Source organism: Pseudomonas lurida (assembly GCF_002563895.1).
In the GTDB taxonomy this organism is placed as follows: domain Bacteria; phylum Pseudomonadota; class Gammaproteobacteria; order Pseudomonadales; family Pseudomonadaceae; genus Aquipseudomonas; species Aquipseudomonas lurida.
This window is the reverse complement of sequence record NZ_PDJB01000001.1, coordinates 1,548,397-1,571,301: the sequence shown is the minus strand read 5'-3', so window position 1 is coordinate 1,571,301 and position 22,905 is coordinate 1,548,397. Positions and strand designations below refer to the sequence as shown.

Sequence of the window (22,905 nt, the reverse complement as noted above, 5' to 3'; positions counted from 1 at the left end):
CGCACCCAGCTGTAGGCCCGCAATCGGCGGGGGATGTGGCTAGATGGGCTGACCTTGAAGCCCTCTGAATGTCGGTTACTCCCCATGAGCTCGCGCGAAAACACTGGCATGGCCCTCGGCCTGCTGGGCGTCATCATCTTCAGCCTGACCCTGCCCTTCACCCGTATCGTGGTGCAGGAAATCCACCCGTTGCTCAACGGCCTGGGCCGTGCACTGTTCGCGGCAATCCCGGCGGCGGCGCTGTTGCTGTGGCGGCGCGAGCGCTGGCCCACCTGGCGTCAGGTGCGCGGGCTGTGCCTGGTGATCGCAGGCGTTATTCTCGGCTTCCCGGTGCTGTCGGCCTGGGCCATGCAAACCTTGCCGGCCTCCCACGGCGCGCTGGTCAACGGCCTGCAACCGCTGTGCGTGGCGCTGTATGCGGCGTGGCTGTCCCATGAGCGGCCGTCAAAAGCCTTTTGGGCCTGTGCGGCGCTGGGCAGTGCGTTGGTGTTGAGTTATGCGCTGATCACCGGGGCCGGCAGTGTCCAGGCCGGCGACCTGCTGATGCTGGGTGCGATCGCCGTCGGTGGCCTGGGTTATGCCGAAGGTGGCCGTCTGGCCAAGGAGATGGGCGGCTGGCAGGTCATTTGCTGGGCGCTGGTGCTCTCGACCCCCGTGCTGATCGGCCCGGTGTGGTACCTGGCGGCGCAGCATCAAGGCGCGGTGTCGATGCGCGCGTGGTGGGCGTTTGGCTATGTATCGCTGTTCTCGCAGTTCCTGGGCTTCTTTGCCTGGTATGCGGGCCTGGCCATGGGCGGGATCGCGCGGGTCAGCCAGATCCAGCTGTTGCAGATTTTCTTCACCATCGCGTTTTCGGCGTTGTTCTTTGGTGAACATATCGAGCCGATCACTTGGCTGTTCGCGTGTGGGGTGATCGTGACGGTGATGCTGGGGCGCAAGACGGCGGTGCAGCCTGCGCCGGCCCCCAAGGCTAGCGCTATTTGAATGTGGGAGCTGGCTTGCCTGCGATGGCGGTGGTGACTGACACACCGCTATCGCAGGCAAGCCAGCTCCCACAGAGGACCGTGTTCACTTCAATTCAGGTAGCCGTCAGCGCGCAGCAGGGTTTCCAGGCAGTGTTCGGTGATGTGGTAGAACGCCTTCAGCTCCTGGATTTTCTCCAGCAACTGCGCATTGTCCACGGGTTCGGCGCGCTTGACCGCAAGAATCATCTTGTTCTTGTTGGTGTGCTCCAGCGAGATGAACTCGAACACCTTGGTCTCATAACCACAGGCCTCGAGGAACAATGCACGCAGGCTGTCAGTGACCATTTCTGCCTGCTGGCCAAGGTGCAGGCCGTATTGCAGCATCGGTTTGAGCAGCACCGGGCTCTGGATCTGCAGGCGGATCTGCTTGTGGCAGCACGGCGAACACATGATGATCGACGCGCCGGAGCGGATGCCGGTGTGGATCGCATAGTCCGTGGCAATGTCACACGCATGCAAGGCGATCATCACGTCCAGCTCGCTGGGTGCGACGCTGCGCACATCGCCACATTTGAACACCAGCCCCGGGTGCTCCAGGCGCGCGGCGGCGGTGTTGCACAGGGTCACCATGTCTTCACGCAATTCGACGCCCGTCACCTCGCCCTCGGCCTTGAGGGTGTTGCGCAGGTAGTCGTGAATCGCAAACGTCAGGTAGCCCTTGCCCGAGCCGAAGTCGGCAACACGCACCGGCTGGTCCAGTTTCAAGGGTGACGAGGTCAGCGCATGGCTGAACACCTCTATGAATTTGTTGATCTGCTTCCATTTGCGCGACATCGACGGGATCAGCGCCTGCTTAGCGTCCGTCACACCCAGGTCGGCGAGAAACGGCCGGCTCAGGTCGAGGAAGCGGTTCTTCTCGCGGTTATGCTCAGCCGAAGGCGCTTCACGCAGTTGCTGCGGCTTGCTTTTGAACAGCGAGCTTTTGTTCTTCTTGCTGTATTCCAGTTGGGCTTCGTCGGTCAGTGACAGCAGGTGCGCGTTCTTGAACTGGGCCGGCAGCAGCTCGGCGATCGCCGCCACGCCGTCTGCCAAAGGAAAGTTCTTGGTGATATCGCGGGTCTTGTAGCGATAGACGAAGGACAGGCACGCCTGCTCCTTGACGGTGACCGGCTTGATGATCAGCCGCTGCAACTCGGCTTCCTCACCGACGTACTTGGCCAGCACCAGCTTGATAAAGGCGTTCTGCGCGAGGCTTGCGCTGAGCAGTTCGATGAACTGGGCGTGATGATCCGGTTGAGCAGTGACAGACATGAACAAAAACGCCTCGGGCAGGGAATGCCGGGCATTTTAGGGGGGATGGCGCTTCAGGGCACGGAGTTATTTGATCAACGGTCAATCAGCCGCCCCCTCAAATGTGAACACTGGGTGAGGTGGGAGCTGGCTTGCCTGCGATGGCATCACCCTGGTTTGCCTGTTGGACCGAGGCGCCCGCATCGCAGGCAAGCCAGCGCCCACAGGAATGGGCGTTCACACAGGGGTTCGGTGTTGCCTGGGTTATTCGAGTACGACCAGGCGATTGGGCAACTCGTTGCGAGGCTGGGTCACCGGCACATGCACCTTGAGCAACTCGCCACAGGCTTCAATGCAACTGATAAACCCCGCCAGCGTCTGCCCCTGCTTCACCTGCTGGGTAAACGCCTTGACGATTGCATCCCAGCTGCTGTCATCCAGATGCCTGGAGATACCGTCATCCACCAGGATCTCCACGTACCGCTCGGCCTCACTGACAAAAATAAGCACGCCGGTACTGCCAAGGGTGTGATGCAGGTTCTGCTCCAGGAACTGCCGCCGCGCCAGGTTGGACGCACGCCAATGGCGTACCGAGCGCGGGATCAAGTGGGTGGTCACCTTCGGCAGGCGAAACACCAGGCACAACACGATGAACGTCGCCCATTGCGCCAGCAGCAAGGTGTACATGGTCAGGTAGCCCGACAGGTAGTGCACCACACCGGGCACCACCAACGCGATCAGGCTGGCCCACAACAGCGGAATGTAGGCGTAGTCATCGGCGCGGGCAGCCAGTACGGTCACCAGTTCTGCGTCGGTGGTTTTTTCCACGCGGGCAATCGCCTCGGCGACCTGGCGCTGCTCATGTTCAGTCAGTAATGCCATGGTTGTAGTTGCTCTCTCATTATTGTCATCACCAGCCGCCTGAAGCCCCGCCGCCGCCGAAGCCGCCACCGCCGCCCCGGAAACCACCGCCGCCGCCTCCCCCGCCACCACCGCCACGCCCGCTGCTGCTGAGAATCGCCAGCAGGATCGCGCCCACCGGCAGCCCCATGCGATTGCACAGCCACAAGACGCCGATCAGCAAGATAAACAAGCCGATGGAAAACCCGGGATTATCCTTGGCAAAGTTGGCGTCCGCCACATGGGCCGGTACGGCCAGCGGTTCGCCGCCCACCACCTGCACCATCGCGGCCACACCGTCGCTGATGCCCTGGCTGAAATTGCCGGCCTTGAACTTGGGCGCAATCACCTGGTTGATGATCACCCACGACTGCGCATCAGTGAGCACTCCTTCAAGGCCATAGCCGACTTCGATGCGCAATTTGCGCTCATCGCGCGCAACGATCAACAGTGCGCCGTTGTCCTTGCCCTTCTGGCCAATGCCCCACTGGCGGCCCAATTGATAACCTAAGTCCTCGATGGGCACGCCCTGCAGGTCGGGCACGGTGACCACCACGATCTGGTCACCGGAGGTCTGCTCCAGCGCCTGCAACTGCTGTGTCAGTTGGGCACGCGTGGCGGGGTCGATCATCTCGGCGCTGTCCACCACCCGCCCGGTCAGCGCCGGGAAGGTCAGCGCCGCCTGGGCCATGCCGACGCAGGCTAACAGCCACAGCGCCAGGCCTATCCGTAATAAACGCATCGACACCTCAGTGCGGCTTTACTTGAACTTCACTTGCGGCGCTTTATCGGCATCGGCACTGGTGGCTTCAAACGTAGCGCGGATCGGCAAGTCGCTGTACATCACGCTGTGCCACAGGCGGCCCGGGAAGGTACGGATCTCGGTGTTGTAAGCCTGCACCGCCTGGATAAAGTCGCGGCGGGCCACGGCGATACGGTTTTCGGTGCCTTCAAGCTGGGATTGCAGGGCCAGGAAGTTCTGGTTGGCCTTCAGGTCCGGGTAACGCTCGGACACCACCATCAAACGGCTGAGTGCGCCGCTCAAACCGTCCTGGGCTTGCTGGAACTGCTTGAGTTTTTCCGGGTTGTCGAGGGTGCTGGCGTCCACTTGGATCGAGGTGGCCTTGGCCCGCGCTTCAATCACGGCAGTGAGGGTGTCCTGTTCATGGGCGGCGTAGCCCTTCACCACTTCCACCAGGTTGGGGATCAGGTCGGCGCGACGCTGGTACTGGTTCTGCACCTGGCCCCAGGCCGCCTTGGCCTGTTCGTCCAGGGTCGGGATAGTGTTGATGCCGCAACCGCTCAGCACCGTGCCGATCAGTAGCAAAACCGCGGCTTTCAAGCCCCAACGGTAACCTTGTGCTGCTTGCATGGTGTTTCTCCTGCCCAATCTTGATGGAATGTTACGACTCACCCTATACACCACGCGCTTGGGGCATAATCCGCCACCACTGGAATGCATTGAGCCAATCAGCTACAAAGATGCCCAGCGCGAAAAAGAGTTCAGAGTGTGCTGCATTTATCTGAACAACACCCGAACAACAATAGACGCTCCCCACATTTTGGCCGTCAGCGTTCCCTGGATGCTGTGCAGTGAGCCGAAAAAGGATATTCATGAAAAAGCTGTGTTTGCTCGGCCTTGTTGCCACTCTGGCCAGTCACCCCGTATGGGCAGAAACAAAGCCTGCTGCGCTTAAAGACAAGGACGCCTTCGTCAGCGACCTGCTCAAGCAGATGACCCTGGATGAAAAGATCGGCCAATTGCGCCTGATCAGCATCGGCCCCGAGATGCCCCGCGAGCTGATCCGCAAGGAAATCGCCGCCGGCCGCATCGGTGGCACGTTCAACTCCATCACCCGCCCCGAAAACCGTCCGATGCAGGATGCGGCCATGCGCAGCCGCTTGAAGATCCCGATGTTCTTCGCCTACGACGTGATCCACGGCCACCGCACGATTTTCCCGATCAGCCTGGCCCTGGCGTCCAGCTGGGACATGGAGGCCATTGGCCGCTCCGGGCGCATCGCCGCCCAGGAAGCTGCCGCCGACAGCCTCGACATCACCTTCGCACCGATGGTCGACATCTCCCGCGACCCGCGTTGGGGCCGTACGTCCGAAGGTTTCGGTGAAGACACCTACCTGGTGTCGCGCATCGCCGAAGTGATGGTCAAGGCCTTCCAGGGCGTGAGCCCCGCGAATGCCGACAGCATCATGGCCAGCGTCAAGCACTTCGCCCTGTATGGCGCGGTGGAGGGCGGTCGCGACTACAACGTGGTCGACATGAGCCCGGTCAAGATGTACCAGGACTACCTGCCGCCTTACCACGCGGCGATCAAGGCCGGCTCCGGCGGTGTGATGGTGGCGCTTAACTCGATCAACGGCGTGCCCGCCACCGCCAATACCTGGCTGATGAACGACCTGCTGCGCAAGGACTGGGGCTTCAAGGGCCTGGCCGTGAGCGACCATGGCGCGATCTTCGAACTGATCAAGCACGGGGTGGCCAAGGACGGGCGTGAAGCCGCCAAGCTGGCGATCAAGGCCGGCATCGACATGAGCATGAACGACTCGCTGTACGGCAAGGAACTGCCGGGGCTGCTCAAGTCCGGTGAGATCGAGCAGAGCGACATCGACAACGCTGTGCGCGAAGTGCTCGGCGCCAAGTACGACATGGGCCTGTTCAAGGACCCGTACCTGCGTATCGGCAAGGCCGAGGATGACCCGGCGGACACCTACGCCGAAAGCCGCCTGCACCGTGCCGACGCACGCGACATCGCGCGCCGCAGCCTGGTATTGCTGAAAAACCAGAATGAAACGCTGCCGCTGAAAAAGTCCGCCACCATTGCCCTGGTCGGTCCGTTGGCCAAGGCCCCTATCGACATGATGGGCAGTTGGGCCGCCGCCGGTAAGCCGGAACAATCGGTCACCCTGCTCGACGGCTTGAACGCAGTGATCGGCGAGAAGGGCAAGATCATCTATGCCCGTGGCGCCAACATCACCAACGACAAGGCCGTGGTCGACTACCTGAACTTCCTCAACTTCGATGCACCGGAAGTGGTGGATGACACCCGCCCTGCCCAGGTGATGATCGATGAAGCGGTCAAAGCCGCGAAAGACGCTGATGTCGTGGTTGCCGCCGTGGGTGAATCCCGAGGCATGTCCCACGAATCATCGAGCCGCACCGACCTGAACATTCCGCAAAGCCAGCGCGACCTGATCAAGGCCTTGAAAGCCACCGGCAAGCCGCTGGTGCTGGTATTGATGAACGGTCGACCACTGTCGATCCTCGAAGAGACCCAGCAGGCCGACGCGATCCTGGAAACCTGGTTCGCCGGTACCGAAGGCGGCAACGCCATCGCCGACGTGCTGTTTGGTGACTACAACCCGTCGGGCAAGCTGCCGATCACTTTCCCACGCTCGGTGGGGCAGATTCCGACCTACTACAACCACCTGACCATCGGCCGGCCGTTCACGCCAGGCAAGCCGGGCAACTACACCTCGCAGTACTTCGATGACACCACCGGGCCGCTGTTCCCGTTCGGGTATGGCCTGAGCTACACCACGTTCGGCCTGTCGGACATGGCGCTGTCGTCTACCACCCTGAACAAGACCGGCAAGCTCGACGCCAGTGTCACCGTGACCAACACCGGCAAGGTGGACGGCGAAACCGTGGTGCAGTTGTATATCCAGGACGTGGCCGGTTCGATGATCCGACCGATCAAAGAGCTGAAGAACTTCCAGAAGATCATGCTCAAGGCTGGGGAGGAGCGCACCCTGCACTTCACCATCACCGAGGAAGACTTGAAGTTCTACAACACCCAGCTGAAGTTCGCCGCGGAACCGGGCGAGTTCAATGTGCAGATCGGCCTGGATTCCCAGGATGTGCAGCAACAAACCTTCGAATTGCTCTGATCTAAAGCTGTAAACACAGTCGATGTGGGAGCTGGCTTGCCTGCTCCCACATTTGATTAGCGGCGCTCTTACTAGCCGCGTCGGTCGAGCACGTTGACCACCAACCGATCAATCCACCCCCACACCCGCTGCTTCACCCGCCGCCACAATGGCCGCGACTTCCACGCCTCCAGGCTCACGGCCTGGCTCTGTGCAAAATCCCGCTCGAAACTGCCCTCCACCGCCCGCGTCAGTTCAGGGTCCAACGCCTCCAGATTGGCTTCGAGGTTGAAGCGTAAATTCCAGTGGTCGAAGTTGCATGAGCCGATGCTGACCCAATCGTCCACCAGCACCATCTTCAAGTGCAGGAAACACGGCTGGTATTCAAAGATCTGCACGCCCGAACGCAGCAAGCGCGGGTAATAACGGTGGCCGGCGTATCGCACCGACGGGTGATCGGTGCGCGGGCCGGTCAGCAGCAAACGCACATCGACGCCGCGCCCCGCAGCACGGCGCAAGGCTCGGCGCACGCTCCAGGTCGGCAGGAAATACGGAGTGGCCAGCCAGATACGCTGTTGGCTGCTGTTCAAGGCGCGGATCAGCGATTGCAGGATATCCCGGTGCTGACGGGCATCGGCATAGGCCACGCGCCCCAGGCCCGGGCCCGTCGCCGGCACCTTGGGCAAACGTGGCAACCCGAAATGGGTCGCGGGCTTCCACTCCCGTCGGGCGGCATTGGCATGCCATTGCCGGTCGAACAGCGCCTGCCAATCCAATACCAGCGGCCCGCTGATCTGCACCATCACCTCATGCCAGTCGGCGGTGTCTTGCCCTGGCGTCCAGAACTCATCCGTCACACCGGTGCCACCGACCACGGCAATGCACTGGTCGATCAGCAACAGCTTGCGATGGTCGCGGTAGAGGTTGCGCATCCAGCGACGCCAGCTCAGCGGGTTGTAGAACCGCAATTGCACCCCGGCGTCAGTCAGGCGTCTGCGCAGCCCGAGGGTAAACGCCAGGCTGCCGTAGTCATCAAACAGGCAACGCACCCGTACACCGCGCTCGGCGGCCTGCACCAAGGCTTTCACCATTTCTTCGGCGCAGGCTCCGGCTTCGACCAGGTACAACTCCAGATCAACCTGGTGCTCCGCCCGCGCAATGCCCACCAGCATCTGGGGGAAAAAATTCGGCCCGTCGATCAACAGTTCGAAACGGTTGGCGCTGCGCCACGGGAACACCGCGCCACTCACGTCAGCGCGCCGTAAAGATCAGCACCGCACCCACCGGCACCGACAGACTGATCGACTTGAGCCCCGCCGCCTTGCGCAACGCGGCCACACCCGGCGCGAGGTCGAAGTCTTCGGCATGCACGACCAGGGGCTCCAGGGTCACCACCTGGAAACGCCGGTCGTCCAAACGCGTAGCCAGCAGCTCGGCGCTGTAGGTCTGGGTCTTGCCGTGCAGTGTCACGGATAACGGCAGGCGCAACTCCAACTGCGCGCCAGGCGCCAGGTCGTTGATGGGTTGCAGGTTGATCTGCGCGTTGATCAGCGCATCGGGGAACGTCTTGATCTCGAACAGCTGATTACGCATGCGCTCATCACGCAACGGAATGCCACTGTTGACCGACTCCAACTCCACCTCCACTTGCGCCGCGCCCTTGCTGTCGACCTTGCCGTGCAGCACGAGGAAGCGATGGACCTCGGCGATTTCGGTGTTTTTGGTGGTAACGAAAGAAAGGCGCGAGGACTCGTTATCCAGGTACCAGTCGGCGTGGGCAGGCAGAGCGGCACAGGTCAGCAGCGTGAAGGCCAGTGATTTGACATTGAACATAAAGACTCATGAGGCAAGAAACCTGGGCGAACCTTAAGCGCAATCTCACAAGAGGCGCAAATCCAATGTGGGAGCGGGCTTGCCTGCGAAGGCGGTGGGTCAAGTGACAGGACGCAGCAGCTGACACCCCGTATTCGCGGGCATGCCCGCTCCCACTGTTGTTTTGTGCTGTTTGCCAGGGCTCGGTACGTCAGGCCAACGCCCGCTGCACGTCGCGCACCGTCTCCTCCAAGCTGGCCATGTGCAAGTTCAGTACGCGCTCCACCGGCGCCTGATGCATCGGCCAGTGCAACGCCATGCTTCCCACCAAACGGCCATTGGCCTGTACCGGCAAGGCCACTGCGCGAATCAGGAACGGCAGGCGCACCGGATACTCCCAGTAACCCTCGGTTCGCTGGCCGAAGCCTTGATGCTGGGTTTGCTCGCAGACCTGGTATTGCTCATCCGCCGCTACCTGATCGCGGCCGGCCAGGCGCTGCACTTCTTCGGCCGACAACTGCGTGAGGCACGCCTTGCCCATCGCCGAATGAAACAGGCTGGCGTGCTGGCCGACGATCTGGCAATTGTTGGGATACAGCTTGCGCAACACACGCGGGATCGCGCTTTCCATGACCTCCAGGCGCTCGCCGTCAAAGCAGGACAAATCCACCACCAGCCCGGTGCGCTCGCTGAGCGCCAGCAACCACGGCGCCGCGCTTTCGACGACCTGGCGCTTGAAGCGTTGCTGCGTGTCGCCGAACAACCGTTGGGCACGCAGGCGGTAACGACGATCACTCAGGCCGCGATAGACCCAGCCCTGCTCCTGCAAGGTCAGCAACATACGCGACACGGTGGCCTTGGGCAGCCGTGTGAGATAGTGCAACTCCTCCAGCCCCAAGGCCTGGTGCTCGCCCAGCAACTCGACAATTGCCAGTGCGCGCTCAACCGAGCGTACGGTGCCTGTCTCCATGTTCGATCTCCCTGTTGCCGATGGATGATCATTTTTCACAGCAAGATACAGGCCTGGTCGCGCATCAACCCGTCGATTCAAGGCACGCCGGCGGCCGACGCTGAACCCATTGCGTCAGCTGTTCATGGGCGTAGGCCAATTGCAGCACCGCCCGGTCCGCCTGGGCCGGGCCGATGATTTGCATGCCCATGGGCAGGCCCTGGGGGTTGAAGCCCACGGGCACGCTCATGCTCGGCAGCCCCGCCAGGGTCGGGCCGATCACCACCTCCATCCAACGGTGATAGGTGTCCATTTCGCGCCCGCCAACGAGGCGCGGCCACGCATGTCGTGCATCGAAAGGGAACACTTGGGCGGTGGGCAACAACAGGAAATCGTAACGCTCGAACAGCTTGGCCAACGCGCGGTACCACTCGCTGCGATCCACTGACGCCTGGTACACCTGCTGGGCACTCAAGCCCAGGCCACCCTCCACTTCCCATTGTGCTTCGGGCTTGAGCAGCGCGCGTTTCTTCGGGTTGGCGTAGGCCGCGCCGAGATTGCCGTGCACCAGCCAGTGACGATGCACCAACCAACTGCGCCACAGCCGCGCCATGGAGAAGTCTGGCTGGCAGCTTTCCACGGCGCAGCCCAGCGCAGCGAAATCGCCGAGGGACGATTCGCACAGGCTCAGCACACCGTCGTCCATCGGCAGGTAGCCGTTGTAATCCCCCAGCCAGCCCACGCGCACGCCCTTGAAATCGCGCTGCAACGGCTGGCCGAAAATCGCGGGATCGTCCCTGGACGATAATGGCGCCCGCGGGTCGTAACCCGCCTGGATGCTCAGCAACCGCGCCACGTCAGTCACGCTGCGGCCCATCGGCCCTTCGGTACCCAGTTGCTGCACGAACAGTTCGGGCATGGGCCCGTGAGGCACGCGGCCTTGGGAGGGGCGCAAGCCGAACACGTTGTTGAACGCCGCCGGGTTGCGCAACGACCCCATCATGTCGCTGCCATCGGCCACCGGCAGCATACGCAGGGCCAAGGCCACCGCCGCCCCGCCGCTGCTGCCGCCGGCCACCAGGCTTGCGTCGTAGGCGTTGCCGGTGGTACCGAACAGGGTGTTGTAGGTCTGCGAGCCCAGGCCGAACTCGGGCACGTTGCTCTTACCGATAATGATCGCGCCGCTGGCCCGCACCCGCGCCACGCTGATGGCGTCTTCACTCGGCACATGCTCGGCGAACAGCGGCGAACCCAAGGTGGTGCGCAAACCTTGGGTGGCCGCCAGGTCTTTGATCGCCTGGGGCATGCCATGCATCCAACCACGCGAGCGGCCCTGGTCCAACTCATGGTCACGCACACGAGCCTCAGCCATGACGTCGTCGGCATCACGCAGCGACACCAGCGCATTCACGCCCGGGTTCAAGCGCTGGATCTGCGCCAGGTACGCCTGCATCACTTCTTCGCACGACACCTGCCGTGCATGGATCGCACGCGACAGCTCGGTGGCATCCCAATCGACAATACTCAAGGCTTCACCTCTTTGGAAAACGGCAGCGGTTTCTTGGCCCGCGGTGCCTCCTGCATGCAGTAAGTGCCCATCAGCGTCAGCACGCAAGCGAACAACACATAGAACGATGGCGCTACCGGCGTGCCCAGCACCTTGCTCAGCCAGGTGACGATCAAGGGGGCAAAACCGCCGAATACCATGACGGCCACGTTATAGGCCACGGACACGCCGGTCGAGCGCACCTCGATGGGAAACTGTTCGGCCAGCGCCGTCGGCGCCGGGCCGAAGAAGCCGCCGATGGCCGTGCACAACATCACCTGCATCACCAGCAGGTGCTCGATGGACGGCGCGGCCGCGACCCACACATACAGCGGGTAGACCATCACGAAGAACGCCAGGGTGAACGCCATCAACACGGGCCGCCGTCCCAGGCGATCCGACAACAACCCGGACAGCGGGATCACCACGGTCATCAGCGCCACGGCGAACATCTGCACCATCAGCACCTGGTCGAGCGGCAAGCCCAGGTTCTTGTGGGCGAAGGTCGGCATGTTCACCAGCACCACGTAGAACGACACGGTCGCGCCGCAGGCCAACCCCATGGAGACCAGGATGCTGCGCCGATGCTCCCGGACCACCTGCATCAGGCTCGGCGCCGGCCCGGTCGCCTGTTTGCGTGCCTCGACGAACTCTTCAGGGTCCTCCATGTGCCGGCGAATCCACAGCCCCACCGGACCGATCAGCAAGCCAAACACAAACGGCAGGCGCCAGCCCCAGAGGTCGAGGGTTTGCGCGGAAAAGAAGTGGGTAACCGTCGCCACCATCGCCGCCCCGCCAAACACCGCTAGGCACTGCCCCACTAACTGCCAGGAGCCATACAAGCCTTTGCGATGGGCCGGTGCGCTTTCTACCAGGAACGCCGTGGCACTCGCGTACTCACCGCCCGTGGCGAACCCCTGAAGCATGCGCGCCACCACGATCAACAACGGTGCGCCCATACCGATGGCGGCATAGTTGGGAGCAAAGGCGATCAACGCGATGGACACGGTCATCAGCCGGATAATCAGCTGCATCGCCGCCTTGCGGCCTTTGCGGTCGGAATACATCCCCAGCAGGATGCCGCCCACCGGCCGCATGAAAAATCCGACACCGAAGGTCGCCAAGGCCATCAACAGCGAGGCGTACTCATCCTCCGACGGGAAAAACTGCCGGGCGATGATGCTGGCCAGAAAGCCATAAACGATGAAGTCATACCATTCCAGCGCATTGCCGATCACGGCCGCCACGACTTGGCGGGTGCGGGATACGCCCTGTTGTACAGTCTGCATGAGGAACACTCCATTCAACCGATAAGGGAAAGGGTCCAGCGGCAGAAAAAAAGAGGTCGTCAGGCAGGCTTGAGCCAGCTCTCGGCCAGTGCCCCCCAATAGGCGGCGCCGGTCAGCAGGATGTCGTCGTTGAAGTCATAGGCGGGGTTGTGCACCATCGGCCGCGACACGCCGTTGCCGATAAACAGGTAACTGCCCGGACAGCGCTGCAGCATCCAGGCAAAGTCTTCGCTGCCCATCAGCGTGCGGGTGTTGGCGTCCACCGCATCGGCACCGAGCAAGGCCACGCCGACCTGGCGGGCGAACTCGGTTTCTTCGGGGTGGTTGACCAGCACCGGGTAGGCCGGGCGGTGTTCGATGTGCACCGTGCAACCGAAGCTGTCGGCCTGGGTCTTGATGATTGCCATGACCCTTTCCAGCATCTGCTCGCGCACCTGGGGGTTGAGCGCGCGCAGGCTCAGGCGCAATAACGCCTCCTGGGGAATCACATTGGCGGCCTGGCCGGCCTGCAGGGCGCCGACCGTGACCACGGCGGCTTCCTGGGTGTCGATATTGCGTGCCACCACCGTCTGCAAGGCCATGACCATACTGGCTGCGGCCACCAGCGGATCGACGGTCAGGTGCGGCATGGAACCATGACCGCCGACGCCTTCCAAGGTCACCGTGAGCAAGTCCTGGGACGCCATCATCGGCCCCACCCGCAGGCCCAGATGCCCCGCCGGCAAGCCCGGCATATTGTGCATGCCGAACAGACCGTCACAGGGGAAACGCTCCAGCAAACCGTCGGCGAGCATCGCTTCGGCGCCACCCTGGCCTTCTTCGGCGGGTTGGAAAATCAGGTTCAAGGTGCCGTCGAATTGCCGGGTCGCTGCCAGGTAGCGCGCGGCGCCGAGCACCATGGTGGTATGGCCGTCATGTCCGCAGGCGTGCATGCAACCGGCGTGCTGGCTGGTATAGGCCGCGCCGGTGTTTTCGATGATGGGCAAGGCGTCCATGTCGGCGCGGATGCCGAGAGTGCGCGAGCTGCTGCCATTGCGCAGCACACCCACGACACCGGTTTTGCCAATACCGGTATGCACTTCGTAACCCCAACCCGCCAGGGATTGGGCGACCAGCGCTGACGTGCGGTTTTCTTCGAAGCCCAGTTCAGGGTGGGCATGGATGTCCTGCCGCACGGCGTGCAAATCGCCGGCAACGTCGCTGAGCCAATCCAGGATGTGCTGGTGTGGGCGCATGGTGATTCTCCTCACAGGCGGGTGTTCCCGTTCTTGTTTGCAACACACCGCCAGCTAACCGCGATGTGCGCGCGAGGACAATCAAAGGTGGTTCCACCCTGTGGAACCTCAGGGCAACAGGCGACAGCCTTGGCGATCCCCCAACCACCGTGCACTGTGCGTACGCCCCAACCCACTCGCCGTCACTTCACTGCGCTCCGGGTTGTCGCTGAAGGCATGGGTGGGCACGTACTGCTTCACATAGCCCCGGCAATACTCGGCCGGGTTGTTCGCCACGTACCGGCACGAGCAATACTCCTTGGCGGTGTAGGCCGAGATGATGTCGGGGAAGGCTTGCAGGTTGACGCGCTCGTGCCAGACCCAGCCCAGCAACGCGAGTAACAGCAGCACAAACAGGCTGGCAAACGGGCGACGCCGGATCATGGTTGCACCGCCGCAAGCACGCGTTTAAGCAGTTCGTTATGGCGATAGCTGCCGTCGCGGTCATCGCCGTAGCGCACGATCACCAGGTGTTCGTCGGGCATCACGTACAGCGCCTGGCCCCAATGGCCAAGGGCGGCGAAGGTGTCGGCGGGCGCATCGGGCCAGGGCCGAGGCGTGCCCTGGTTGAGCCACCAATGACCGCCGGGGACGGCTTCGTCCTGCCCGGCCTTGTATTTATCGAACGGCTGGCGGTTGAAGGCGACCCAGTCGCTGGGCAGCAATTGCTGATCACCCCAGCGACCATTGCGTGCCATCAGCAGGCCAACACGCGCCAGATCGCGAGCGGTGAGGTAGGCGTAGGACGAGGCGACGAAGGTTTCGTCGGCGTCGGTTTCCCAGGTGGCGCTGCGAATGCCCAGGGGCTTGAACAGCGCATCCCACGGGTAGCTCATATAGGCCTTGTGGCCAAGCATGCCCTTGAGCGCGGCGGACAACAGATTGGTGTCGCCGCTGGAATAACGAAAGGCTTGGCCCGGGGCAATGGCCGCTGCGGTGTCTGCGGCAAAGTCGGCCATGTCGGCGCGACCACGGGTGTAGAGCATCGCCACGACCGAGGATTTCAACGGCGCGTATTCGTAGTCTTCCTGCCAGTCCAGGCCCGAGGCCCAGTGCAGCAGGTCGGCCATGGTCACGTTCGGGTGCTGTTTCATCGGCGGGTAGAAACGCGCCACCGGGTCGGTCAGTTTGAAACGGTTATCGCCGTAGGCCACGCCCAGGACCGTGGCCATCAGGCTTTTACTGACCGACCACGTGAGGTGCGGCGTGCTGGCCGTGGTGGGCGCCGCGTAACGTTCATAGATGACCTCGCCGTCACGGACCACCAGCAGCGCATCGGTACGAATGCCTTGGCGGGTGGCGTCGTCGCGCGGCGGAAAAGCGTAGGCCTCCAGGGCATCGACAGCAGGACCACTGAGCGGTGTGCCCTTGGCCCAGTCTTTATCCGGCCAGGTTTGCGCGTGGGCGGCAACGGTGATGAACAACAGGGCAACACACAACAGGCCTCTGACCATGGACGCAAACTCGAGGGGGCATTCAAGCCCGCGAGCCTAGCCGAGGGTGATGACAGATTTGCGACACAGGGGGCTGTCATCCAAGCGTCACCATAACTTCATGGAGATGACACCGAGCCTACATAGCCTGACTTTGGACAACAAAGTCGACCGGCCGAAATCGTGGCCGGCACTCGGAGACTCGCCATGACTCAGATCGCCCGCATCAGCGACACCGGCAATGAACGCCGTCTGCAAGCCGAACGCCTGGTTGGCGCGCAGGCGTTGCAGGAAGCCCAGGCCCTGCGGTTCAACGTGTTCAGCGGCGAGTTCAACGCCAAGCTGAAAGGCGCTGAGCTGGGACTGGACATGGATGACTATGATGTTCACTGCAGCCACATCGGCGTGCGGGACTTGAACAGCGGTCGACTCGTCGCCACCACCCGCCTGCTCGACCACCAGGCTGCCAGCACCCTGGGCCGGTTCTACAGCGAAGAAGAATTCAGCCTGCATGGCTTGCTGCATTTGCAGGGCCCGATCCTGGAGATCGGCCGTACGTGCGTCGACCCGGCCTATCGCAACGGCGGCACCATCGCCGTGTTGTGGGGCGAGTTGGCTGAAGTGCTCAACCAGGGCGGCTACAGCTACCTGATGGGCTGCGCGAGCATTCCGATGCACGACGGCGGCATCCAGGCTCACGCGATCATGCAGCGCCTGCGCGAACGCTACCTGTGCAACGAACACCTGCGTGCCGAACCGAAAAAACCACTGCCGGCGCTGGACCTGCCGTCCAACGTGATTGCCGAAATGCCGCCGCTGCTCAAGGCCTACATGCGCCTGGGTGCGAAGATCTGCGGCGAGCCGTGCTGGGATGAAGATTTCCAGGTGGCCGACGTATTCATCCTGCTCAAGCGCGATGAGCTGTGCCCGCGTTACGCCCGCCACTTCAAGGCGGCCATGTGATGAGCCGCCTGCGCGTGTACGGGCGCATTGCCCGGGTACTGCTGGTGGTGGCGCTGGGCTTGAGCATGGCCAGTGTGTTTGGTGTGTTCGAACGCTTGGGCATCGCCAACTCGATGGTGCGGCGCCAGCGTTGGTCGCGGTTCTTTATGGCGCGGCTGACCAACGCCTTGCCCTTTCGCGTGACCGTGCACGGTGAGTTGCCGCAAACCCCGATGCTGTGGGTGAGCAACCACGTGTCGTGGACCGACATCCCCTTGTTGGGCATGGTCACGCCGCTGTCGTTCCTGTCCAAGGCCGAGGTGCGCACCTGGCCGGTGGCGGGCTGGTTGGCGGCCAAGGCCGGCAGCTTGTTTATTCGCCGGGGATCGGGCGACAGCCAATTGATCCGCAAGCAAATGACTCGCCACTTGGAACAGCAACACCCGCTGCTGATGTTCCCCGAAGGCACCACCACCGACGGGCGCAGCCTGCGCACGTTCCACGGGCGCTTGCTGGCCAGTGCGATCGATGCGGATGTGTCGCTGCAACCGGTGGCGATCCGTTACCTGCGCGATGGGCAGGTGGACCCGCTGGCGCCGTTCATTGGCGATGATGATTTGCTCTCGCACCTGATGCGTTTGTTCGCCCATGATCAGGGCGACGTGGAAATCCATGTGCTCAAGCCGATCGCCTGCGCCGGGCAGGAACGCGCGGCGCTGGCGTTCCAGGCGCAGCAGGCAGTGCAGAAAGCGTTGTTTGGGCCGTTGCCGGAGACTGAGCAAGTGGATGCGCGGCCGGCATTTGCCGCCTGAAACGGGCACGGTTAAACAGGTGGGGGCGGGCTTGCTCGCGAATGCGGTGGATCAGTCAGCACATTGGTCAGAGACACACCGCTTTCGCGAGCAAGCCCGCGCCCCCATTCAGACCTCAGCGGTCAGGTGTTTTAGGGCGAAGGCTTGCAGTTCCGGGTAGAACACACGGAAGTCGTCACTCAACGGCTCATAAAGCGCGTGCAACTCCTGCATCGCAAACCCCAACTCCTCAGGCCGTGTCAGCCGCCGCGAAATCCCCCGCAACACTTGCTCCATCACCGCAAACTCGCGGTACGACCCCAGCCAGTCATCCGCCGCCATATACGGCGCAATCTGCGCCAGTCGCCCTGGCAATTGCGGCTCGGCCGCCAGCACCTGGTACACCTGCGAGGTAAAGCGCTCCAACGGCTGATCGGCATAAAGCTGCCAGTCCCGTGCCAGGCAGTGGTCGAAAAATACGTCGAGGACAATACCGGCGTACCGCCTGCGGGTCAGGCTGAAGCGTGACAACGCCGCCCCCACCAACGGGTGACTGTCGGTGTAGCGGTCTATGGCGCGGTGCAGTTGGATCGCCGCTTCGATTTGCGGGTTGAACTGGCCCTGCAGGCGGCCTTTGACAAAGTCGCCATACAGGCTGCCCAGCAGTTGCGCAGGAAGTTGGCCGCCCAGGTGCAGATGTGCGAGATAATTCATGACGCGCAGTCTATCACTGCGCTCAACGTATCGTTATAACCCGATATACCGATTGAGCCTAGGCTCAGACCAAAATCATATTGGTATATCGGGATAGACCGATTTAAAGTTCGCCTCATCGCGATATAACGCTGTACGCAACCGAGCACCTGCCATGTCCATCGACCTCGACGAAATAATAAAAGCCCTGGCGCACCCAGTACGACGAGACATCCTCACTTGGCTGAAAGACCCGAAAGTGCAGTTCCCCGAGCAACTGCACAACCACGAATACGGCATCTGTGCCGGGCAGATCGACCAGCGCTGCGGCTTGTCCCAGTCGACGGTGTCGGCTCACCTGGCAACGTTGCAACGGGCGGGGTTGATCAGCAGCCAGAAGGCCGGCCAGTGGCACTTTTTCAAGCGCAACGAGGAGACCATCCAGGCCTTCCTCGCGGCACTCATCACCGAACTCAGCGCTGACGACAACGCAGCGCGGTAACAAGGAAACGATAATGCCCCTCTCGCTACTCATACTGGCTCTTAGCGCCTTCGCCATCGGCACCACCGAGTTCGTCATCATGGGCTTGCTGCCCGATGTGGCGGCGGACCTGGGCGTGTCGATTCCCGGCGCCGGCTGGCTGGTCACCGGCTACGCCCTGGGCGTGGCCATCGGTGCTCCCTTCATGGCACTGGCCACCGCCAAGCTGCCACGCAAGGCGGCCCTGGTAGCGCTGATGGGCATCTTCATTATCGGCAACCTGCTCTGTGCCCTGGCCAGTGACTACAACGTGCTGATGTTTGCCCGTGTCGTCACCGCGCTGTGCCACGGTGCGTTCTTTGGGATTGGTTCGGTGGTAGCCGCCAACCTGGTGCCGGCCAACAAGCGGGCTTCGGCCGTGGCCCTGATGTTTACCGGACTGACCCTGGCCAACGTGCTCGGCGTACCGCTGGGTACCGCACTGGGCCAGGAAGCCGGCTGGCGCTCGACGTTCTGGGCGGTGACGGTGATTGGCGTGGTGGCGTTGATCGGCCTGATCCGCTTCCTGCCCGCCAAGCGTGATGAAGAGAAACTCGACATGCGTGCCGAACTGGCGGCCCTCAAGGGTGCCGGCATCTGGTTGTCGCTGACCATGACCGCGCTGTTTGCCGCGTCCATGTTCACCCTCTTCACCTACGTCGCGCCGCTGCTCGGCGATGTCACCGGCGTGTCGCCCAAGGGCGTGACCTGGACCCTGCTGTTGATCGGCCTGGGCCTCACCGTCGGCAACATCATCGGCGGCAAGCTGGCGGACAAGCGTCTGGCAGCCACGCTGATCGGCGTGTTCATCAGCATGGCCGTGGTCTCCACGGCACTGACCTGGACCAGCATTGCCGTGATCCCGACCGAGATCACCCTGTTCCTGTGGGCCACCGCCTCGTTTGCCGCGGTCCCGGCGTTGCAGATCAACGTGGTGACCTTCGGCAAGGCTGCACCCAACCTGGTCTCCACCCTGAACATCGGTGCCTTCAACATCGGCAACGCCCTCGGCGCCTGGGTCGGCGGCAGCGTGATCGCCCACGGTTTCGGCCTGACCAGCGTGCCATTGGCCGCCGCGGCCCTGGCGATCCTCGCGCTGCTGGTGACCTTGATTACTTTCCGTCAGAGCGGCGATGCCGACCTGGCCCCCGCGACCAACTGATCCACTTCAAAGACAAAGGTGCTTTCCCCATGACGACTATTTTCGATCCAATCAAACTGGGCGACCTGGAACTGTCGAACCGCATCATCATGGCGCCGCTGACCCGCTGCCGTGCCGACGCCGGTCGCGTGCCCAACGCGCTGATGGCCGAATATTATGTGCAACGCGCTTCCGCCGGGCTGATCCTCAGCGAAGCCACCTCCGTGACGCCGCTGGGCGTGGGTTACCCGGACACGCCGGGCATCTGGTCCAACGACCAGGTACGCGGCTGGGCCAACGTCACCAAGGCGGTGCATGGCGCGGGCGGCAAGATCTTCCTGCAACTGTGGCACGTTGGGCGTATCTCCCACGAGTCGTACCTGAACGGCGAAACCCCGGTGGCACCGAGTGCGATCCAGCCTAAAGGCCACGTCAGCCTGGTCCGCCCGCTGGCCGACTACCCAACCCCACGCGCCCTGGAAACCGCTGAAATCGCCGACATCGTCGACGCCTACCGCACCGGTGCCGAGAACGCCAAGGCCGCCGGTTTCGACGGCGTGGAAATCCACGGTGCCAACGGTTACCTGCTCGACCAGTTCCTGCAGAGCAGCACCAACCAGCGCACTGACCACTACGGCGGCTCCCTGGAAAACCGTGCGCGCCTGCTGCTGGAAGTGACCGACGCGGCCATCGAAGTCTGGGGCGCCGGCCGTGTGGGCGTGCACCTGGCGCCACGCGCCGACTCCCATGACATGGGCGACGACAACCTTGCGCAAACCTTCACCTACGTCGCCAGCGAACTGGGCAAACGTGGTATCGCCTTCATTTGCTCCCGTGAAAAAGAAGGCGCCGACAGCCTCGGCCCACAACTGAAAAAGGCATTCGGCGGCGCGTACATCGCCAACGAACGCTTCACCAAGGACAGCGCCAACGCCTGGCTGGCCGAAGGCAAAGCCGACGCCGTGGCCTGGGGTGTGCCGTTCATTGCAAACCCGGATTTGCCGGCTCGTTTGAAGGCCGATGCGCCGCTGAACGAACCGCGCCCGGACACCTTCTACAGCAAAGGCCCGGTCGGCTACATCGACTACCCGACGCTGGCGCTGTAATGTAACGTGCTGAAACGAAAAAGCCCCGGTTGTCAAAAACCGGGGCTTTTTGCTGCGCGCTGGAATACACCAGGGATCCAACGGGGGAGCGGGCTTGCTGGGTCCCCCAGCTGAATGTGCGTGGCTGTCGGAAACATTCCTTCACTGCCTTGCAACAAATTCAGTACAAAATACTTAGGCGGCTACCTATCAACCGCCCGCCAGCCCGTATATAAAGTCACCCCACCAATCAGGCGAAAGGACGATTGACGGTCCTTGGGCTTTACTGTTGACACAACCTGATGCAATTACGCATTTTGTCTTAATTGCGCAGGCTCGGGCTCCAGCGCAGCAAGTCCAGGCCGGCATCCACCCAACGCTCAGCCTCCTGATGCAGCTGGAAGCTGTCGGGCACCAGCAGCCACTGGCCGATCAGACCGTTGATATAGGCGTGGATGCACACCGCGCCACGGGTAGTATCGAGATTTTCCGGAAGTTGCCCGCGATGGACCGCATTACGCAGTGTCAGGCTGATGCGAAGGTTGCATTCCAGGCTGTGGGTCTGCCGCTGGCGGCGCATGTCGCACATTTCATCGGTGAATTCGCACTTATGGAACAAGATCTCGTTGATGCGTCGGGTTTTCGGGTCCAGGGCCACTTGATGGAACAAATGAATCAACAGCTTGCGCATGCAGCCCAGCGGGTCGAGTTCATCCTCGCTTTCACTGGCCCTGGCCAATTCGTCCAGCGGCTCGTGCAGGGTGTCGAGCAGCGCCTGCAGCAGATCGGACTTATTGCTGAAATGCCAGTAGATAGCACCCCGCGTCACACCGGCCAGCGCGGCGATATCCGCCAGCGTGGTCCGCGCAACGCCGCGCTCATAAAAGGCCTGCTCGGCGGCTTCGAGAATCTGGCTGCGCGTTTCCTGAGCTTCCTCTTTGGTGCGACGAACCATGGCAGTAAAACCTCAATCAGGATACTGGGGACTTTCGTTAACGCAGAATTAATAGCTGCTGACGATCATCTGAATAATTGTGGGACGACACCGTCATGGGGGCCGAACGTACTAAAATCGAGGCTTTGGGCGTTGCTTTGTCAACATTGCGCGAAGCCTGTCAAGAGTTTACAAACAACCATGAACGTAAGTATATTGCGTAGCAAGCTACTTATCCACTCACAGCTTGTTTTTTACCCTTCCACACTTCTTGTGCGCACCCTGCGCGCCTGACCCGAGGATCTTCATGCAACTTAAGCCAGCTGTTACCGCTCTGGTCACTGCCGTCGCCCTGGCATCGCTGCTCAGCGGATGTAAAAAGGAAGAAGCGGCTCCGCCCGCTCAAACCCCTCAGGTCGGCGTGGTCACCCTTCAACCGCAAGCCTATACCCTGACGTCCGAGCTGCCAGGCCGCACCACCGCCTACCGCATCGCGGAAGTTCGCCCACAGGTCAACGGCATCATCCTCAAGCGCCTGTTCAAGGAAGGCGCGGACGTGAAGGAAGGGCAACAGCTCTACCAGATCGACCCGTCGGTGTATGAAGCCACCCTGAAAAGCGCACAGGCCAGCCTGACCCAGACCAAGTCCATCTCTGATCGCTACAAGCAGTTGGTCGATGAGCAGGCCGTCAGCCGCCAGGAATACGACACCGCGGTCGCCAACCGCATGACCGCCGAAGCAAACGTTCAAACCGCCCAGATCAATGTGCGCTACACCAAGGTGTACGCGCCGATCTCCGGGCGTATCGGCCGTTCTTCAGTGACCGAAGGCGCGCTGGTCAGCAACGGCCAGGCCGATTCCATGGCCGTGATCCAGCAACTGGACCCGATCTACGTCGACGTCACGCAGTCCTCGGCTGAAATGCTGAAACTGCGCCGCGACCTGGAAAGCGGCCAGTTGCAAAAAGCCGGCGCCAATGCCGCCAAGGTCAAGCTGACCCTGGAAGATGGCAGCGACTACGGCCAGGAAGGCAAGCTGGAGTTCTCCGAAGTGTCGGTTGACCAGACCACCGGTTCCGTGACCCTGCGCGCCGTGTTCCCCAACCCTGACCACACCCTGCTGCCGGGCATGTTCGTGCACGCCCAGCTACAAGCTGGCGTGAACAGCAAGGCCATCCTGGCACCACAACAAGGCGTGACCCGCGACCTCAAGGGCATCCCGACTGCGTTGGTGGTGAATAAGGACAACAAGGTCGAGCAACGCGTACTGGTTGCCAACCGCACCGCCGGCGCCTATTGGCTGGTGGAAAAAGGCCTGGACGCTGGCGACCGTGTGATCACAGAAGGCTTGCAGTACGTCAAGCCGGGCATCGAAGTCAAGGTCAAGGACGCCGACAACGCCAAGCCTGCCGGTTCTGCTCCAGCTCCTGCTGCCGCTGCTGGCCAGGGGGAGTAA

22 protein-coding genes are annotated in these 22,905 nt (G+C 62.3%); 8 read left to right on the top strand and 14 right to left on the bottom strand.

Annotation, left to right across the window (positions count from 1 at the left end; translation table 11 throughout):
- Window positions 1–84: 84 nt before the first annotated feature.
- The gene (locus ATH90_RS07100) at window positions 85–984 is read left to right on the top strand and encodes a DMT family transporter (RefSeq protein ID WP_034104036.1); all 900 of its coding nucleotides are present in this window, start codon (window positions 85–87) and stop codon (window positions 982–984) included.
- 89 nt (window positions 985–1,073) lie between these two features.
- Here ATH90_RS07100 and ATH90_RS07095 read toward each other — a convergent pair whose 3' ends face one another.
- The 4 genes from ATH90_RS07095 to ATH90_RS07080 form a co-directional block, all read right to left on the bottom strand.
- Window positions 1,074–2,276, bottom strand: a complete 1,203-nt coding sequence (locus ATH90_RS07095) for a class I SAM-dependent methyltransferase (protein ID WP_098465940.1) — start codon at window positions 2,274–2,276, stop codon at window positions 1,074–1,076.
- Window positions 2,277–2,519: 243 nt separating this feature from the next.
- Window positions 2,520–3,137, bottom strand: a complete 618-nt coding sequence (locus tag ATH90_RS07090) for a TPM domain-containing protein (protein WP_098465939.1) — start codon at window positions 3,135–3,137, stop codon at window positions 2,520–2,522.
- A gap of 28 nt (window positions 3,138–3,165) precedes the next feature.
- The gene (locus ATH90_RS07085) at window positions 3,166–3,897 is read right to left on the bottom strand and encodes a TPM domain-containing protein (RefSeq protein ID WP_098465938.1); all 732 of its coding nucleotides are present in this window, start codon (window positions 3,895–3,897) and stop codon (window positions 3,166–3,168) included.
- A gap of 18 nt (window positions 3,898–3,915) precedes the next feature.
- Entirely contained in the window at window positions 3,916–4,527 is a 612-nt protein-coding gene (locus tag ATH90_RS07080; protein WP_034104029.1) for a LemA family protein, read from the bottom strand.
- Between the two features lie 242 nt (window positions 4,528–4,769).
- Here ATH90_RS07080 and bglX point away from each other — a divergent pair, with 242 nt between their 5' ends.
- Window positions 4,770–7,061 carry a beta-glucosidase BglX gene (gene bglX / locus ATH90_RS07075; protein WP_069022225.1) on the top strand — a complete coding sequence of 764 codons (2,292 nt, stop codon included), beginning with the start codon at window positions 4,770–4,772 and terminating at the stop codon, window positions 7,059–7,061.
- 71 nt (window positions 7,062–7,132) lie between these two features.
- On the opposite strand, the gene ATH90_RS07070 is transcribed toward bglX, so the two are convergent.
- The 8 genes from ATH90_RS07070 to ATH90_RS07035 form a co-directional block, all read right to left on the bottom strand.
- Window positions 7,133–8,290, bottom strand: a complete 1,158-nt coding sequence (locus ATH90_RS07070) for a phospholipase D-like domain-containing protein (RefSeq protein ID WP_098465937.1) — start codon at window positions 8,288–8,290, stop codon at window positions 7,133–7,135.
- A 1-nt stretch (window position 8,291) separates the two neighbouring features.
- Window positions 8,292–8,873 (bottom strand): YceI family protein, encoded by a 582-nt coding sequence (locus tag ATH90_RS07065; RefSeq protein ID WP_034104023.1) that lies wholly within the window; start codon window positions 8,871–8,873, stop codon window positions 8,292–8,294.
- 190 nt (window positions 8,874–9,063) lie between these two features.
- The gene (locus ATH90_RS07060) at window positions 9,064–9,822 is read right to left on the bottom strand and encodes an IclR family transcriptional regulator (RefSeq protein WP_034104021.1); all 759 of its coding nucleotides are present in this window, start codon (window positions 9,820–9,822) and stop codon (window positions 9,064–9,066) included.
- Window positions 9,823–9,886: 64 nt separating this feature from the next.
- Window positions 9,887–11,329, bottom strand: coding sequence for an amidase (locus tag ATH90_RS07055; RefSeq protein ID WP_098465936.1), 1,443 nt, complete (start codon window positions 11,327–11,329; stop codon window positions 9,887–9,889).
- Window positions 11,326–12,636, bottom strand: a complete 1,311-nt coding sequence (locus ATH90_RS07050) for a citrate-proton symporter (protein ID WP_098465935.1) — start codon at window positions 12,634–12,636, stop codon at window positions 11,326–11,328. Before ATH90_RS07050 ends, ATH90_RS07055 begins: the two co-directional genes overlap by 4 nt.
- Window positions 12,637–12,695: 59 nt before the next feature.
- Window positions 12,696–13,871 carry a M20 aminoacylase family protein gene (locus ATH90_RS07045; RefSeq protein ID WP_098465934.1) on the bottom strand — a complete coding sequence of 392 codons (1,176 nt, stop codon included), beginning with the start codon at window positions 13,869–13,871 and terminating at the stop codon, window positions 12,696–12,698.
- 108 nt (window positions 13,872–13,979) lie between these two features.
- Window positions 13,980–14,294, bottom strand: coding sequence for a hypothetical protein (locus ATH90_RS07040; protein WP_034104014.1), 315 nt, complete (start codon window positions 14,292–14,294; stop codon window positions 13,980–13,982).
- Window positions 14,291–15,364, bottom strand: a complete 1,074-nt coding sequence (locus tag ATH90_RS07035; RefSeq protein ID WP_098465933.1) for a serine hydrolase domain-containing protein — start codon at window positions 15,362–15,364, stop codon at window positions 14,291–14,293. Before ATH90_RS07035 ends, ATH90_RS07040 begins: the two co-directional genes overlap by 4 nt.
- A 186-nt stretch (window positions 15,365–15,550) precedes the next feature.
- Between ATH90_RS07035 and olsB the strand changes: the two genes are divergently transcribed.
- Together olsB and ATH90_RS07025 are read left to right on the top strand one after the other, a co-directional pair.
- Window positions 15,551–16,306 carry an L-ornithine N(alpha)-acyltransferase gene (gene olsB, locus ATH90_RS07030; RefSeq protein ID WP_003172415.1) on the top strand — a complete coding sequence of 252 codons (756 nt, stop codon included), beginning with the start codon at window positions 15,551–15,553 and terminating at the stop codon, window positions 16,304–16,306.
- Window positions 16,306–17,097, top strand: coding sequence for a lysophospholipid acyltransferase family protein (locus ATH90_RS07025; protein WP_069022220.1), 792 nt, complete (start codon window positions 16,306–16,308; stop codon window positions 17,095–17,097). The genes olsB and ATH90_RS07025 overlap by 1 nt, the downstream gene beginning before the upstream one ends.
- A gap of 108 nt (window positions 17,098–17,205) precedes the next feature.
- Here the strand turns inward: ATH90_RS07025 and ATH90_RS07020 are convergent, their stop codons facing one another.
- Window positions 17,206–17,790 carry an acyl carrier protein phosphodiesterase gene (locus ATH90_RS07020; RefSeq protein ID WP_034104009.1) on the bottom strand — a complete coding sequence of 195 codons (585 nt, stop codon included), beginning with the start codon at window positions 17,788–17,790 and terminating at the stop codon, window positions 17,206–17,208.
- A 154-nt stretch (window positions 17,791–17,944) separates the two neighbouring features.
- Here ATH90_RS07020 and ATH90_RS07015 point away from each other — a divergent pair, with 154 nt between their 5' ends.
- Genes ATH90_RS07015 through ATH90_RS07005 form a run of 3 tightly spaced genes read left to right on the top strand, consistent with a single transcriptional unit; the run spans window position 17,945 to window position 20,536 of the window.
- Window positions 17,945–18,271, top strand: coding sequence for an ArsR/SmtB family transcription factor (locus ATH90_RS07015; RefSeq protein ID WP_034104007.1), 327 nt, complete (start codon window positions 17,945–17,947; stop codon window positions 18,269–18,271).
- A gap of 13 nt (window positions 18,272–18,284) precedes the next feature.
- A complete protein-coding gene (locus ATH90_RS07010; RefSeq protein WP_098465932.1) occupies window positions 18,285–19,451 on the top strand; it encodes an MFS transporter in 1,167 nt (388 codons plus the stop codon).
- Between the two features lie 29 nt (window positions 19,452–19,480).
- Complete coding sequence (locus ATH90_RS07005) at window positions 19,481–20,536, top strand: alkene reductase (protein WP_034104003.1); 1,056 nt, start codon at window positions 19,481–19,483, stop codon at window positions 20,534–20,536.
- Between the two features lie 301 nt (window positions 20,537–20,837).
- Here the strand turns inward: ATH90_RS07005 and ATH90_RS07000 are convergent, their stop codons facing one another.
- The gene (locus ATH90_RS07000) at window positions 20,838–21,470 is read right to left on the bottom strand and encodes a TetR family transcriptional regulator (RefSeq protein ID WP_034104001.1); all 633 of its coding nucleotides are present in this window, start codon (window positions 21,468–21,470) and stop codon (window positions 20,838–20,840) included.
- A gap of 286 nt (window positions 21,471–21,756) precedes the next feature.
- Here ATH90_RS07000 and ATH90_RS06995 point away from each other — a divergent pair, with 286 nt between their 5' ends.
- Complete coding sequence (locus ATH90_RS06995) at window positions 21,757–22,905, top strand: efflux RND transporter periplasmic adaptor subunit (protein ID WP_034104000.1); 1,149 nt, start codon at window positions 21,757–21,759, stop codon at window positions 22,903–22,905.

Excerpts from the sequence above, each read along its gene's own strand:
- ATH90_RS07100 (WP_034104036.1), top strand. The coding sequence starts at position 85 with ATGAGCTCGCGCGAAAACACTGGCATGGCCCTCGGCCTGCTGGGCGTC.
- ATH90_RS07095 (WP_098465940.1), bottom strand. The coding sequence starts at position 2,276 with ATGTCTGTCACTGCTCAACCGGATCATCACGCCCAGTTCATCGAACTG.
- ATH90_RS07090 (WP_098465939.1), bottom strand. The coding sequence starts at position 3,137 with ATGGCATTACTGACTGAACATGAGCAGCGCCAGGTCGCCGAGGCGATT.
- ATH90_RS07085 (WP_098465938.1), bottom strand. The coding sequence starts at position 3,897 with ATGCGTTTATTACGGATAGGCCTGGCGCTGTGGCTGTTAGCCTGCGTC.
- ATH90_RS07080 (WP_034104029.1), bottom strand. The coding sequence starts at position 4,527 with ATGCAAGCAGCACAAGGTTACCGTTGGGGCTTGAAAGCCGCGGTTTTG.
- bglX (WP_069022225.1), top strand. The coding sequence starts at position 4,770 with ATGAAAAAGCTGTGTTTGCTCGGCCTTGTTGCCACTCTGGCCAGTCAC.
- ATH90_RS07065 (WP_034104023.1), bottom strand. The coding sequence starts at position 8,873 with ATGTTCAATGTCAAATCACTGGCCTTCACGCTGCTGACCTGTGCCGCT.
- ATH90_RS07060 (WP_034104021.1), bottom strand. The coding sequence starts at position 9,822 with ATGGAGACAGGCACCGTACGCTCGGTTGAGCGCGCACTGGCAATTGTC.
- ATH90_RS07050 (WP_098465935.1), bottom strand. The coding sequence starts at position 12,636 with ATGCAGACTGTACAACAGGGCGTATCCCGCACCCGCCAAGTCGTGGCG.
- ATH90_RS07045 (WP_098465934.1), bottom strand. The coding sequence starts at position 13,871 with ATGCGCCCACACCAGCACATCCTGGATTGGCTCAGCGACGTTGCCGGC.
- ATH90_RS07040 (WP_034104014.1), bottom strand. The coding sequence starts at position 14,294 with ATGATCCGGCGTCGCCCGTTTGCCAGCCTGTTTGTGCTGCTGTTACTC.
- ATH90_RS07035 (WP_098465933.1), bottom strand. The coding sequence starts at position 15,364 with ATGGTCAGAGGCCTGTTGTGTGTTGCCCTGTTGTTCATCACCGTTGCC.
- olsB (WP_003172415.1), top strand. The coding sequence starts at position 15,551 with ATGACTCAGATCGCCCGCATCAGCGACACCGGCAATGAACGCCGTCTG.
- ATH90_RS07025 (WP_069022220.1), top strand. The coding sequence starts at position 16,306 with ATGAGCCGCCTGCGCGTGTACGGGCGCATTGCCCGGGTACTGCTGGTG.
- ATH90_RS07020 (WP_034104009.1), bottom strand. The coding sequence starts at position 17,790 with ATGAATTATCTCGCACATCTGCACCTGGGCGGCCAACTTCCTGCGCAA.
- ATH90_RS07015 (WP_034104007.1), top strand. The coding sequence starts at position 17,945 with ATGTCCATCGACCTCGACGAAATAATAAAAGCCCTGGCGCACCCAGTA.
- ATH90_RS07010 (WP_098465932.1), top strand. The coding sequence starts at position 18,285 with ATGCCCCTCTCGCTACTCATACTGGCTCTTAGCGCCTTCGCCATCGGC.
- ATH90_RS07005 (WP_034104003.1), top strand. The coding sequence starts at position 19,481 with ATGACGACTATTTTCGATCCAATCAAACTGGGCGACCTGGAACTGTCG.
- ATH90_RS07000 (WP_034104001.1), bottom strand. The coding sequence starts at position 21,470 with ATGGTTCGTCGCACCAAAGAGGAAGCTCAGGAAACGCGCAGCCAGATT.
- ATH90_RS06995 (WP_034104000.1), top strand. The coding sequence starts at position 21,757 with ATGCAACTTAAGCCAGCTGTTACCGCTCTGGTCACTGCCGTCGCCCTG.